The following is a 12,111-nucleotide window of genomic DNA, read 5'->3' as shown; positions in this document are numbered from 1 at the left end:
GACGCTACCGGCCCCCGCCGCCGGCGCCGTCGACCGGCTCCCCCACCCGGAACGCCGGCGTGAGGAAGGTGTCGAGGAACCCGATCAGCGACGCCCGGTCGTCGGCGTCGACCGCGCGGCTCGGGATCCCGACGAGCGACACGAGGGCCCTGATGACCCAGTCGGCCGCGGCGTCGACGTCGACGTCGTCGCGGATCACGCCGCGGTCGCGGGCGCGCCGGAGCTGGTCGACCCAGAAGTCCGACAGCCCCGGCACGATCTCGTGCACGTAGGTGCCCATCACCGCGGCGTAGTCGACGGGCTCGGCCTCGGCGAGCTGCATGGCCAGGGGCCCGACCGGCGCCTCGCGCGACAGCAGGACCGCCTCGGCCACCATCGCCGCCAGGGTCGGGGCCGCGGACACGCGCTGGTCCGCGTCGGCCCAGAACGCCTCGTCGCGGCGGATCAGCGCGGCCGAGACCAGCGTCGGCTTGTCGGGGAAGAAGCGGTACACGTACGCCCGCGAGATCCCGGCCTCGGCGGCGACGGCGGCCACGGTCGTGCGCCGGATCCCGTCGCGCCGCAGGCACGACTCGGTCGCGTCGAGGATCCGCTCCCTCACCCCGGGCGGCCCGCCGTCGGGCGGCCCGGTCTCGAGCGGGGCTGGGTCGGTGCGTCGGGCCGGCACGTCGACGGACAGTACACACTTTCGCAGAAGTGTGTACTGTGCTGGTCGACGAGCGCCGGAGCGGTCCGGCGCCCGGGACAGAGGGGGATCGAGATGGGGTTCCTGCAGCCCAACCTGCCCGTCGTCGACCACGACGTCTGGGACCACCAGAGCCGCCAGGAGCGGATCCGCCCGATGGCGCGCCACTTCGCCGAGCACGGCTTCGGCTCCCCCGACGTCGTCATCCTCATGTACCTCGTGAAGATGCTCGTCTTCGTGGCGATCGGGTGGGCGTTCATCATGACGACGCCCGGCATCAACGGATGGTTCGACCCCGGGTCGTGGTGGCGGGCCCCCGAGGCGTTCTACAAGTTCGCCCTCTGGACGATGCTCTTCGAGGTCCTCGGGCTCGGCTGCGGGTTCGGCCCCCTCAACCTGCGGTTCATCCCGCCGATGGGCTCACCGCTCTACTGGCTCAGGCCGGGCACCATCCGCCTGCCACCGTTCCGCGGGCGCATCCCGCTGACCGGCGGGGACACCCGCACGATCGTCGACGTCGTGCTGTACGCGGGTCTGCTGATCTCGACGGTCGTCGCGCTCGTCGGCGCGCTCACACGGTGGGAGGTCGCCACCGTGCTCGCCTTCCTCCTGCTCATCGGCCTCCGCGATCAGGTGATCTTCCTCGCCGCCCGCGGCGAGGTCTACGGCACGCTGGCGCTGACCTTCCTGTTCGCCACGACCGACCAGCTCACGGCGGCGAAGTTCGTCATGGTCGCCATCTGGTGGGGTGCGGCGACGTCGAAGATCAACCACCACTTCCCCTTCGTGATGGCGGCGATGCAGAGCAACAGCCCGCTCTGGCGGTTCGGGGGCATCAAGCGCCGGTTCCACCGGGACTTCCCCGACGACCTCCGGCCGAGCCCCCTCGCCGCCACCGTCGCCCACGCCGCCACGGTCGTGGAGTTCGCCGTGCCGGCGGTGCTGCTGCTGAGCGGCGGCGGCTGGGTCACGACGACCGCGGGGATCGTCATGATCCTCTTCCACCTCGGGATCATCTCGAGCTTCCCCATGGGCGTCCCGCTCGAGTGGAACGTCTTCATGATCTGGGGCGTGATCTTCCTGTTCCTCGCCCACCCCGGCCTGGACCTGGGCTCGCTGGCCCAGCCGCTGCTGATCCTCGCCCTGATGGCGGTGGTCGTCGGCATCGTGGTCTACGGCAACCTCGTGCCGGCCAAGGTCTCCTTCCTGCCGTCGATGCGGTACTACGCGGGGAACTGGGCGGCCACGTTCTGGTGCTTCAAGGGCGACTCGCTGGAGCGCCTCGACGCCAACGTCGAGAAGGTGTCGATGCTGCCCCACCAGCAGCTCGAGAAGGTCTACGGCAGCGCGCAGGAGGCGTCGGTCCCGCTGTTCATGGGCTACGCGTTCCGAGGGTTCCACACCCACGGGCGTGCGCTGTGGACGCTGGTGCCGCGGGCGTGCGGCTCGGACCACGAGGACTTCCTGGTGCTCGACGGCGAGCTGGTCGCCGGCACGGTGCTGGGGTGGAACTTCGGCGACGGCCACCTCCACGACGAGCAGCTGATCGCCGCGCTCCAGCGCCGCTGCGACTTCCGGCCGGGCGACGTGCGCATCGTCTTCCTGGAGTCGCAGCCGTTCCACCGCGGCACGCAGGAGTACCGGCTGATCGACGCCGCGACCGGCCTCATCGAGACCGGTCACGTCGAGGTGGCCGACATGATCGTCCGCCAGCCGACCGACGCCGACCTGCCGCTGCACCCGCACCCGCGGCCGAGCGCCCCCGCGTGAGGCGCGGCGCGGCCGCCACCGCGTGACCGAGCAGCTCGACGCCGTCGTCGTCGGGTCGGGCCCGAACGGCCTGGCCGCCGCGGTCGCGCTCGCCATGGGCGGCCGCAGCGTCACGGTCCTGGAGGCGGCCGACACGCCCGGCGGCGGCGCCCGCTCGGCCGAGCTCACGATCCCCGGCCTGGTCCACGACACGTGCTCGGGCGTGCACCCGTTCGGCGTGGGGTCACCGTTCCTGTCGACGCTGCCGCTGGGCGAGCACGGCCTCGTGTGGCGCTGGCCCGAGATCGACCTGGCCCACCCGCTCGACGACGGGAGCGCGGCGCTGCTGCACCGCGACCTGGACCGGACCTGCGACGGCCTCGGGCCCGACGGCCGCACCTGGCGCCGGATCTTCGGGCCGCTGGTCGCCCGGTTCGACGAGCTCGCGGGCGACGTCCTCGGGCCCGTGCTGCGGTGGCCCGACCACCCCGTCCTCATGGCCCGCTTCGGCCTCCGGGCGATCCTGCCGGCGAACGCCGTCGGCCGGGCGTTCCGGACCGAGTCGGCGAAGAGCCTGTGGGCCGGATCCGCCGCCCACCTCTTCCACCGCTTCGGCCGCCCGTTCTCGGCTGCGGTCGGGTTGATGCTGATCGCCGGCGGCCACGCCCACGGCTGGCCCGTGGCCGAGGGCGGGTCCGGCGCGATCAGCGCGGCGCTCGTGTCGCTGCTCGAGGCGCACGGCGGGACCGTCGTGACCGGCCACCGCGTCGCGTCGCTCGCGGACCTGCCGCCGTCGCGGGCGCTGCTGCTCGACACGGCCCCCGGTGCCGCCGCCGGGATCCTCGGGGACCGGCTCCCCCGCCGCCGTGCCCGCACCTACCGACGGTTCCGGCACGGCCCCGCCGCGTTCAAGGTGGACCTGGCGGTGCGGGGCGGGATCCCGTGGGCGGCCGAGACCGCCGGGCGGGCCGGGACGGTGCACGTCGGCGGCTCCCTCGCCGACATCGCGTCGGCCGAGGCCGCGACGGTGCGCGGCGAGATGCCGGCCCGGCCCTTCGTCCTGGTGGCGCAGCAGTCCGTGGCCGACCCGGGTCGGGCCGTGGGCGACGTGCACCCGATCTACGCGTATGCCCACGTCCCGGCGGGCTGGTCGGGCGACGGCGAGCAGGCGGTGGTCGACCAGATCGAGCGGTTCGCCCCGGGCTTCACGGAGCGGATCGTCGCCACGGCGAGCACCGGCCCGGCCCGACTGCAGGCCTCCAACCCCAACCTCGTCCAAGGCGACATCGTCGGCGGTGCCAACGATCCGTTGCAGCTCGTCGCCCGGCCCCGGCTCGGGCTCGACCCCTACGCGACGGGCGCACCCGGCGTGTTCCTGTGCTCGGCGTCCACGCCACCGGGCGCGGGCGTGCACGGGATGGCCGGCTTCCACGCCGCGATGCGGGCGCTCAGGTGGCTCGATGGACGCTGACGCCCCGGTCGTGCTGAGGGCCCGATCCCGGTCGACGGCCCGGACTCCGTCGGCGGACCGGTGCACGCCACGCCCGTCCCTGCGACCATGCCCACACGACGGCCGGCCCCTCCGGGCGGCCGTCCCCGCGGACCGAGGAGGCCCGACATGCGCCACGTGGTGATCGACGGAGTGCGGAGCGTCGACGTGGTGTCGGTGCCCGACCCGGCGCCGCCGGGGCCCGACGGCGTGGTGGTCGAGGTCGACGCCACCGCGATCTGCGGGTCGGACCTGCACTTCTACGACGGTGACATCCCGGTCGGCGACGGGATCGCGCCGGGCCACGAGTTCCTCGGCACCGTCGTCGAGGCGGGACCCGAGGTGTCGCGGTTCGCGGTCGGCGACCGGGTCCTGACCGCGTCGGTCGCCGGGTGCGGCCGCTGCGACGGCTGCGCCCAGGGCGATCCGGTGCTCTGCGTCGACGGCCCCCAGGTCTTCGGGTCGGGGATGCTCCCCGGCGGGCAGGCCACCGCGGTGGCGGTGCCGGCCGCCGACTTCCAGCTCCTCTCCATCCCCGAGGGCGTGGACGACGAGGCGGCGCTCCTGCTGACCGACAACCTGGGCACGGGCTGGGCCGGCGCGCAGCGCGCCGACATCCCCGCCGGGGGCACCGTCGCGGTGATCGGGCTCGGGGCGGTCGGGCTCTGTGCGGTCCGGTCGGCCCTGGCGCTCGGCGCCGGCCAGGTGCTGGCGATCGACCCCGTGCAGGGCCGTCGCGAGCGGGCTGCGGCGTCGGGGGCGACGCCGGTGGAGGGGCCGACGGTCGAGGCGGTCCTCGAGGCCACCGGCGGACGGGGAGCCGACGCCGTGATCGACGCGGTCGCTCTCGACGCGACGCTCGACGACGCGCTCTCGGCCGTCCGGGCCGGTGGGACCGTGTCGGTGATCGGCGTGCACGACCTGCAGCCGTACCCGCTGCCGATCCTGATGGGCCTGTTCCGCAGCGTCACCCTGCGCATGACCACCGCACCCGTCCACCGCACCTGGCCCGAGCTGGTCCCGCTGATCCAGGACGGGTCGCTCGCGACGGACGGCATCTTCACCCACGAGTTCGCGCTCGACGACGCCGCCGACGCCTATGCCGCGGTCGCAGCCCGGAGCGCCGACTGCGTGAAGGTGCTGATGCGGCCCTGACCTGCGACCCGGCGCGGCGAGTCCCCCGGGTGGGCTGGCGCGTGGGGCAACGGGGTAGGACCCGCTGCGATGGATGAGACAGCACCGCAGCGCACCGACGGTCGCTCGCACGACATGGAGGACATCGACGACGACGACCGGCCGGCCTCGCTGCTCGACGACTCGAAGGACCGGGTCGAGCTGCGCCAGCGCTACTACGGGCTCCTCCAGGAGCTGCGGGTGCTGCTGCCGGGCGTGCAGGTGCTGCTGGCCTTCCTGTTCACGGTCCCGTTCGCGTCGCGGTTCGACGAGCTCGACGAGCCGGGGCGCATCGCGTTCGCCACGTCGATGTGCAGCGCGATGGTCGCGACCGTCGCGTTCGTGACGCCGATCGCCTTCCACCGGGTCGCCCGCCGGCGGGCCCGGAGCGCACGGCTCGTGTGGTCGATCCGGATGGAGGGGCTCGGGCTGGCGTTCATGTGCCTCGCCCTGCTGTCGGCGCTGCACTGCGTGATGCGCTTCGTGTTCGACGCCGTCGTGGCGTGGCTGGTCACCGGCACGGTGCTCGCGCTCGTCCTCGTGTTCTGGGTCGTGGTGCCGACGCTCGTCGACGGCTCCGGCCGTCGCGAGGAGCCCGACGGCGGGGCGGGGCGTCTCCCGGCCGCCGATCCGGGGTAGGCCCGGGCGCGGCGGGCGACAGGAGGTCCCACGATGGCACCAGGACGCGAGGGCGAACACGACGACGGCGCACCGACCGGGCCGGACGACGCCGCGCCCGAGGGCGACGACGCCGCGTCCGAGGGCGATGACGAGGAGGTGCCCGAGGTCCCGGCGGACCGGCCCGACCTCGAGTGGGACCGGGTCCCCGACGTCGCCGACGTCCACGCTGCCGCCGACGACGACCTCGGCGAGGGCGCCGACTGAGCCGGGCCGGCGATCGACCCGCTCCGGCCGCCGTCGGCGTCAGCGACGCGGGGTCGCCTCCTCGAGCGCCGGACGGAGCTCGTCGTCCCAGAAGCCCATGAAGCCCTCCTGGTCCCGGCCGACCTGGTGGAAGTAGACGTGGTCGTAGCCGGCGTCGACGAAGGCCATCGCCGACTCCACCACCGGACCCGGGTCGGGTCCGCACGGCGTGTCGCCCACCGTCTGGTCGACGGTCAGCATCGATGTCGCCTGCTCGAAGTGCGTCCACGTCGGCAGGTCCTGGGCCAGCTGGCCGGCCAGTCCGCTGTTCGGCCAGATCCGGTGCAACGTCTCCCGCGCCGCCTCCTCGTCGGGCCCCCAGCACATCGTCACCTGGGCCCAGCGGGTGCCGCTCCCGCCGCTCTTCTCGTACTTCTCGATGACCTCTCGCTCGGGGGCGTGGCCCCAGAACCCGTCGCCGATGCGGCCGGCGAGCTCGACCGCCGCGTCGCCGAAGCCCGACACGACGATGGGGACGTCGACCTCGGGGGGATCGAAGATGCGGGCGTTCTCGACCGTGTAATAGCGGCCGTGGTGGTCGACGGTGTCGCCCGTCCACAGCCGACGGATCACCTCGATCGCCTCCTCGAGCATCTCCCGCCGCGCCTCGGGCGTCGGCCAGCGATGGCCGAGGATGTGCTCGTTCAGCGCCTCGCCCGTGCCGACGCCCCAGTAGAAGCGGTCGCCCAGCATCAGCGACGTCGTGGCCGTCGCCTGGGCCATCACGGCGGGGTGGATGCGGACCAGCGGGCAGGTGACGCCGACGCCGACCTCGAGCGACGACGTCGCGACCGACAGCGCCCCGAGCACCGACCACACGAAGCCGCTGTGGCCCTGCTCGGTGACCCACGGGTGGTAGTGGTCGCTGATCGACACGAAGTCGAACCCGTGGTCCTCGGCCATGCGGGCCTGCTCGACGAGGGTCGCCGGGTCGTGCTCCTCGCTCGAGAGGGTGAAGCCGAACCTCGTCACCGGGCCTCCTCGGGCGGTTCGGCGGCGTCGTGCTCCGGGCCCGACTCGGAGCCCTGCTGCCGCCCGGGGTTGATGCCGGCGTCGTCGCCGATCGGGCGCGTGTGGGCCTGCTCGCGTTCGACGGTCTCGGCGCTGTCCTCCACGTCCTCGGCGCTCGCGGGCTGGGCCTCGCGGTTGCCCTCCGGGTCGGTCGACGGCTCTCGCTGCGACATCGGCTCCTCCTGGTCGTGGCCTCGATCGGCGCGGCCCTACCCGACGCCCCGGCCGTCGAGACGCGCACGGGCGGCCCCTCCCTCGCGCCGATGGCGTCGGGTGTCTGGACCGCCGTCCGACGGGTACGTCGCGTGCATGGCCAACACCCCGCAGGACGAACAGCGCCAGGCGACCCGGCAGGCGGTCCGCGACGCGGATGCCGCCAACGGCGAGCCCGCCGCGACCGACGACGGACCCGCAGAGGGCGACGCCGAGCAGGAGGACGGCGCCCCCGGCGCCGGCATCGAGCGCGACGACGAGCCTGCCGAGCCCAACGAGCCGGCGTGACCGCGTCCGGACCCACCGAGCGGGCGCCCCGGCCCTCCGAGCTCGGCGAGCCGCCCGAGGGCGAGCACGCGGCCGCCGAGCGCGGCGACGCGGGCGCCGAGGTCGACGACGCCACGAGCTCACCGCCGCCCGCCGGCGACCCGGTGCCCGACGAGGGCTCCCCCACCGAGTTCCCCGACAGCGGCGACGGCGACGACATGTCGGAGCACCATCGTTGGGGCGACACGGCGTACGGCAACGCGGTGGAGTGACCGCCGCACGCCCCGGGACCACGGGTGAGGCCGACGCCACCGGCTGCTGCGATCGTCGTCACATCCCGGTTGAACGACACGCGACCGGGGTAGCGCGGCTCCCATGGATGCCATCACCCTGCTGAAGAAGGACCACCGGACCGTCGAGCAGCTGTTCCGCCGCTACGAGCAGGCGGGCGACCGCGCCTACGCCGAGAAGCGCAGGGTCGTCGACCGCATCATCGAGGAGCTCTCGCAGCACGCCGCCATCGAGGAGCAGGTCTTCTACCCGGCCGCTCGCGAGGAGGCCTCCGACACCGAGGATCTCGCCCTCGAGAGCATCGAGGAGCACCACATCGTGAAGTGGGAGCTGTCGGAGCTCGAGAAGATGGATCCGCAGGACGAGCGCTTCGACGCGAAGGTGCGCGTGCTCATGGAGAACGTCCGCCACCACGTGTCGGAGGAGGAGTCCGAGTTCTTCCCGAAGGTGCGCGACGAGCTCGGCCGCAACGAGCTCAACGACCTCGGTGACGCCATGGCCGCGGCCCGGAAGGGTGCACCCACCCACCCGCACCCGCGTGCGCCGCAGTCCGGCCCGCTGACGCTGCTCGTCGGACCGGTCCTCGGTGTCGTCGACCGGGTCGGCGACACGGTGAAGGGCGTGGTCGGCGGCGCCGCCCGGGCCGCCGGCGACCTCGTCGGGAGGGTGAGCGGCCGGTCGGTCAGCCAGCCCGCGCCGACCGGCTCGTCGACGGCACGCCGCCAGACCGAGCAGGTCCGACGGGGCGCCGAGGCCGTCACCGATCGTGCCGTGGGTTCGGCACGACAGGCGGCGAAGGGCGCCCAGCGCACCGCCCGGAGCGCGACCGACGGCGCGACCCGCACCGCCAAGGCGGCGACGGCCGGAGCCAAGGGCACTGCGACCTCGGCCCGGAAGGGCGCCGGCCGGACGCGCACGACCGCCAAGCGGTCCGCCTCGACGACCGCCGGCACCGCCCGCCGGGCCACGAGCTCGACGCGCCGGACCGCGACCTCGGCCGCCCGGCGCACGAAGAAGGCCGCCGCGGGCTGAGCCGCCGGCCCCACACCGAGCTGCCCGATCGCACCGACCGGCGCCCGACCTACGGGTCGGGCGCCGGCGCGAACGCCCGCTCGACGAACTGGCGCTGCCCGCTGTCGAGCACCCAGTCGTGGCCCCACGAGATCAGCGGACGGGCGGTCACGCCGAAGCCCTGCAGCAGCGGGTTGGCCGGCGAGAGCCGGGACCGGAGGCGGGCCACGCTGTCGCCCTCGCCGGCGTCGATCGTCAGCAGCGCCTCGCCACGGATGTCACCGGTGACCCGGGCGCGGACCAGCCGAGCCGGCTGCACCTCGTCGATCGCCAGCCGGAACCGGATGCGGTAGGGCAGCGGCGGCGCCACCGTGCACGTCCACGAGGCCCCGGTCCGGAACCCACCGCCGGGGTCGAAGTCGGCGAGCCAGGGCCACCACCGGGCGTACTCGTCGGTCGCGGTCACCCGCGACCAGAGGTGCTCGACCGGGACGTCGAAGTGCCACGACCGATCCGACGCGAACGTCGGGACGAGCGCGGACGGGAGCCGCATGTCGACGAGTTCTACCCGGTCGTGGGGCTCGACGACGGCGAGAGCACCTCGACCGACACGAGCGCCGCGGTCGTGACCCCGAGGACCCGGTCGGCGTCCACCACCTCGTCGTCCACGTGGACCGGCGCGTCGGCCTCGACCACGACGGCACGGACGCCAGGCTCGACCGACGGCACCGCGGCCGCGTGGGGTCCGGGCGAACGGAGCCACGCGGCGAGCGCCTCGCGGTCCCCGGCCCGGATCGGGACGACGGTCACCCGCCCGTCGTCGCTGCGAGTCGAGCGGTCGAGCACGACGCGCGGGCCGACCGAGGCGATGTTGAGGACCTCCAGGCCGATCACGCGGTCGCGGCGCTCGCGTCCGTCGACCGCGAGCCGGACGTCGAACTCGGGTGCGCGCTCGACGAGTCGGGCGAGGCGCTCGCGTGCCTCGTCCACGCCCTCGTCGGGGTCGGCCGCGTCGGCTTCGGCGATCAGCTCGGCGAACAGTCCGAGGCCCACCGACTCGACGAACCGCGGTCCGGGTGCGCCGTCCACGACGGGCAGGCCGAAGGGTCGGGTCGCAGCGGAGCGCCACGACGCCACCGCTCCCGCGGGGTCGCCCGTCGGCAGGCCGAGGTCGCCGGCGATGTTGTTCGCCGTGCCGAGCGGGACGATGCCGACCGGCAACCCGCGCCCCGCCACGGCGAGCAGCACGGCGCTGATCGTGCCGTCGCCACCGGCCGCCGCGACCAGCTCGACCTCGCGTGCCAGCGACCGCTCCCACCCCGGATCCGCGGCACCGGTGCCGACCACCTCGTGACCGGCGTCCTCGACCAGCCGGACCACGGCAGGCCCGTCCATGCCGTCCCCGGCGCCCGGGTTCACGACCAGGTGGACCCTCACCGCGGCAGGGCCAGGGCCGCCCGGTCGACCAGCCCCGGCGGCAGCTCCGCCTCCGCCATCGGGTGCAGGGCGGTCACCGTCGCGTGGCCCTCCCGCAGCAGCGCCACGTCGGTCCCCGGCTGGACGTCCCCCACCGACGGCGCGTACTCGAGCAGGACCGAGCCCTGCTCGACGCTGGTCACCGTGGTGGTGACGGCCCCGATCGCCGCGAGGCGCGCAGGCCGGAGCTCGCGGAGCTCGTCCTCGGCCACGTCGGGGACGTTCACGTTGAGCACCGACGGCCCCGGCCGCTCCTCGAGCACCGACGAGAGCACGGCGGCGACGACGCGGTCGGCGGTGTCCCAGCGGGGCTCTGCGCCGACGTCGAGCGAGAAGGCGATCCCGGGCAGGTCGAGGACCGAGGCGGTGACGGCGGCGCCCACGGTGCCGGAGTGCACGGTCGCGTGCCCGGTGTTGAGGCCGGCGTTCACCCCGGAGAGGACGATGTCGGGCGGCGCGCCGAACGCGCCGGCGATCGCGGCGCGGGTGATGAAGGCCGGCGCGGCGTCGACGGCGAGGCACGGGCCGTCGAAGCCGGGGACCTCGTGCGGGGCGAAGGTGAAGCGCCCCTCCTCCAGCACCGCGGTCACCGAGGCGCTCGCGCCGCTGCTGTCCCACGCCGGCGCGGCCACGACCACGTCGAACCCGAGCCGCGCCGCGGCACCGGCCAGCACGGCGAGGCCCGGTGCGCCGACGCCGTCGTCGTTGGTGACGAGCGCCCTCGTTGCGCCGGTGCGCTCCGGACGGGCGACGGATCCTTGCTCGTTCTGCTCGAGGTCCACCCCCGCGCCCTACCCAGGTCGGCGCTGCGCCACCGCCCGGACGCGCCAGCGCGCCGGGCGCGGTCGACGGCGGGGGTCGGGCGTTGGTAGACGGTCGGCGTGCCCGACGACGTGACGCCCGCGACCGTCGACGACCTCTACGCCGTCGACCCCGACGGGTTCGTCGCGGCGCGCAGGGAGCTCGTGCGACGGCTCCGGGCCGAGGGCGACCGCGACGGCGCGGCCCGGGCCGCCGAGGCGCGCAAGCCGCCCCGCTCTGCCTGGGCCCTCAACGTCGTCGCACGACGGGAGCCCGACGTCGTCGCCGACCTCGTCGGCAGCATCGGGCGGCTGCGAGCTGCGCTCGACGGCGACGGCGACCCGCGCGCGGCCATGGCCGAGCACCGCGAGGCGATCGAGGCCGTGCTCGACGCCGCCGAGCGCACCAGCGGCATCTCCGGCGAGGCGTGGCGGTCCCGGATGCGCGGGACGCTCCAGGCCGCCGCGACCGACGACGGGGTGGCCGCGCTGCTGTCGGCCGGGGCGCTCCGCGACGACGTCGCGCCATCGGGGCTGGGTCCCCTGTCCCCGGACGACGGCGGTGGCCGCGTCGTGTCGCTGTCGAGCCGGCGCCACCGGGCGGCGCGGGCCGGCGACGCCGACGCCGTCGAGGCACCCTCCGACGAGGGACGGGCCGACGAGGGACGGGCCGACGAGGCACGGTCCGACGAGGGACGGGCCGACGAGGAGGAGGCACCGCCGGCCACCGAGCCCGCTCGGCGCGCCGACCGGGGCGCCACCGCCCGCGAGGAGCGACGCCGGGCGGAGCGGGCGCGCCGGGAGGCGGTCGCGGCGCAGCGCCGGCGACGCCAGCTCGAGAAGGACCTGCGGTCCGCCGAGGCCCACGCGGCGCGGCTTGCCGCCGAGGCCGACACGGCCCGGCGGGCGGCCGAGGAGGCCGACGAGGCCGCCGAGGCGGCCCGCTCCCAGGCCGACGCGATCCGGGCCGAGCTCGACGACGAGGGCGACGAACCGAACGCGTGACGCCCGCCCGGCGTGGG

15 protein-coding genes are annotated in these 12,111 nt (G+C 75.1%); 9 read left to right on the top strand and 6 right to left on the bottom strand.

Annotated features, from left to right (window positions below; translation table 11 throughout):
• Positions 1-4: 4 nt before the first annotated feature.
• Positions 5-667 carry a TetR/AcrR family transcriptional regulator gene (locus LH044_RS17820; RefSeq protein WP_227756942.1) on the bottom strand — a complete coding sequence of 221 codons (663 nt, stop codon included), beginning with the start codon at positions 665-667 and terminating at the stop codon, positions 5-7.
• A 93-nt stretch (positions 668-760) separates the two neighbouring features.
• Here LH044_RS17820 and LH044_RS17815 point away from each other — a divergent pair, with 93 nt between their 5' ends.
• From LH044_RS17815 to LH044_RS17795, 5 genes are all read left to right on the top strand, one after another.
• The gene (locus LH044_RS17815) at positions 761-2,455 is read left to right on the top strand and encodes a DUF3556 domain-containing protein (RefSeq protein WP_227756941.1); all 1,695 of its coding nucleotides are present in this window, start codon (positions 761-763) and stop codon (positions 2,453-2,455) included.
• Positions 2,456-2,477: 22 nt separating this feature from the next.
• A complete protein-coding gene (locus tag LH044_RS17810; RefSeq protein ID WP_227756940.1) occupies positions 2,478-3,905 on the top strand; it encodes a phytoene desaturase family protein in 1,428 nt (475 codons plus the stop codon).
• A gap of 147 nt (positions 3,906-4,052) precedes the next feature.
• Complete coding sequence (locus LH044_RS17805) at positions 4,053-5,078, top strand: alcohol dehydrogenase catalytic domain-containing protein (RefSeq protein ID WP_227756939.1); 1,026 nt, start codon at positions 4,053-4,055, stop codon at positions 5,076-5,078.
• 69 nt (positions 5,079-5,147) lie between these two features.
• Positions 5,148-5,735, top strand: a complete 588-nt coding sequence (locus LH044_RS17800) for a DUF6328 family protein (protein WP_227756938.1) — start codon at positions 5,148-5,150, stop codon at positions 5,733-5,735.
• Between the two features lie 33 nt (positions 5,736-5,768).
• Positions 5,769-5,981 carry a hypothetical protein gene (locus LH044_RS17795; protein ID WP_227756937.1) on the top strand — a complete coding sequence of 71 codons (213 nt, stop codon included), beginning with the start codon at positions 5,769-5,771 and terminating at the stop codon, positions 5,979-5,981.
• Between the two features lie 39 nt (positions 5,982-6,020).
• On the opposite strand, the gene LH044_RS17790 is transcribed toward LH044_RS17795, so the two are convergent.
• Positions 6,021-6,992, bottom strand: coding sequence for a TIGR03557 family F420-dependent LLM class oxidoreductase (locus LH044_RS17790; RefSeq protein WP_227756936.1), 972 nt, complete (start codon positions 6,990-6,992; stop codon positions 6,021-6,023).
• Positions 6,989-7,204 carry a hypothetical protein gene (locus tag LH044_RS17785; RefSeq protein ID WP_227756935.1) on the bottom strand — a complete coding sequence of 72 codons (216 nt, stop codon included), beginning with the start codon at positions 7,202-7,204 and terminating at the stop codon, positions 6,989-6,991. Before LH044_RS17785 ends, LH044_RS17790 begins: the two co-directional genes overlap by 4 nt.
• 136 nt (positions 7,205-7,340) lie before the next feature.
• On the opposite strand from LH044_RS17785, the gene LH044_RS17780 reads away from it, so the two are divergent.
• The 3 genes from LH044_RS17780 (at position 7,341) to LH044_RS17770 (ending at position 8,834) form a co-directional block, all read left to right on the top strand.
• Entirely contained in the window at positions 7,341-7,532 is a 192-nt protein-coding gene (locus tag LH044_RS17780) for a hypothetical protein (RefSeq protein ID WP_227756934.1), read from the top strand.
• Complete coding sequence (locus LH044_RS17775; RefSeq protein ID WP_227756933.1) at positions 7,529-7,783, top strand: hypothetical protein; 255 nt, start codon at positions 7,529-7,531, stop codon at positions 7,781-7,783. The genes LH044_RS17780 and LH044_RS17775 overlap by 4 nt, the downstream gene beginning before the upstream one ends.
• A 103-nt stretch (positions 7,784-7,886) precedes the next feature.
• Positions 7,887-8,834, top strand: a complete 948-nt coding sequence (locus LH044_RS17770; protein ID WP_227756932.1) for a hemerythrin domain-containing protein — start codon at positions 7,887-7,889, stop codon at positions 8,832-8,834.
• A 49-nt stretch (positions 8,835-8,883) separates the two neighbouring features.
• Here the strand turns inward: LH044_RS17770 and LH044_RS17765 are convergent, their stop codons facing one another.
• Genes LH044_RS17765 through surE form a run of 3 tightly spaced genes read right to left on the bottom strand, consistent with a single transcriptional unit; the run spans position 8,884 to position 11,071 of the window.
• Complete coding sequence (locus LH044_RS17765) at positions 8,884-9,366, bottom strand: SRPBCC family protein (RefSeq protein ID WP_227756931.1); 483 nt, start codon at positions 9,364-9,366, stop codon at positions 8,884-8,886.
• A gap of 11 nt (positions 9,367-9,377) precedes the next feature.
• Positions 9,378-10,250: a diacylglycerol/lipid kinase family protein gene (locus LH044_RS17760; RefSeq protein ID WP_227756930.1), complete on the bottom strand. Its 873-nt coding sequence runs from the start codon at positions 10,248-10,250 to the stop codon at positions 9,378-9,380.
• Positions 10,247-11,071, bottom strand: a complete 825-nt coding sequence (surE, locus tag LH044_RS17755; RefSeq protein ID WP_227756929.1) for a 5'/3'-nucleotidase SurE — start codon at positions 11,069-11,071, stop codon at positions 10,247-10,249. The genes LH044_RS17760 and surE overlap by 4 nt, the downstream gene beginning before the upstream one ends.
• A gap of 99 nt (positions 11,072-11,170) precedes the next feature.
• Between surE and LH044_RS17750 the strand changes: the two genes are divergently transcribed.
• On the top strand, positions 11,171-12,094 hold the full coding sequence (locus tag LH044_RS17750) for a hypothetical protein (protein ID WP_227756928.1): 924 nt from the start codon (positions 11,171-11,173) through the stop codon (positions 12,092-12,094).
• Positions 12,095-12,111 lie beyond the last annotated feature (17 nt).

The sequence above is a fragment of the Dermatobacter hominis genome (genome assembly GCF_020715685.1).
GTDB lineage: Bacteria > Actinomycetota > Acidimicrobiia > Acidimicrobiales > Microtrichaceae > Dermatobacter > Dermatobacter hominis.
This window is presented reverse-complemented; position numbering and strand designations above follow the sequence as displayed.

Bases quoted from the DNA above. Each gene is read 5' to 3' on its own strand.
- LH044_RS17785 (WP_227756935.1), bottom strand. From the start codon at position 7,204: ATGTCGCAGCGAGAGCCGTCGACCGACCCGGAGGGCAACCGCGAGGCC.
- LH044_RS17800 (WP_227756938.1), top strand. From the start codon at position 5,148: ATGGATGAGACAGCACCGCAGCGCACCGACGGTCGCTCGCACGACATG.
- LH044_RS17795 (WP_227756937.1), top strand. From the start codon at position 5,769: ATGGCACCAGGACGCGAGGGCGAACACGACGACGGCGCACCGACCGGG.
- LH044_RS17770 (WP_227756932.1), top strand. From the start codon at position 7,887: ATGGATGCCATCACCCTGCTGAAGAAGGACCACCGGACCGTCGAGCAG.
- LH044_RS17780 (WP_227756934.1), top strand. From the start codon at position 7,341: ATGGCCAACACCCCGCAGGACGAACAGCGCCAGGCGACCCGGCAGGCG.
- LH044_RS17805 (WP_227756939.1), top strand. From the start codon at position 4,053: ATGCGCCACGTGGTGATCGACGGAGTGCGGAGCGTCGACGTGGTGTCG.
- LH044_RS17765 (WP_227756931.1), bottom strand. From the start codon at position 9,366: ATGCGGCTCCCGTCCGCGCTCGTCCCGACGTTCGCGTCGGATCGGTCG.
- LH044_RS17815 (WP_227756941.1), top strand. From the start codon at position 761: ATGGGGTTCCTGCAGCCCAACCTGCCCGTCGTCGACCACGACGTCTGG.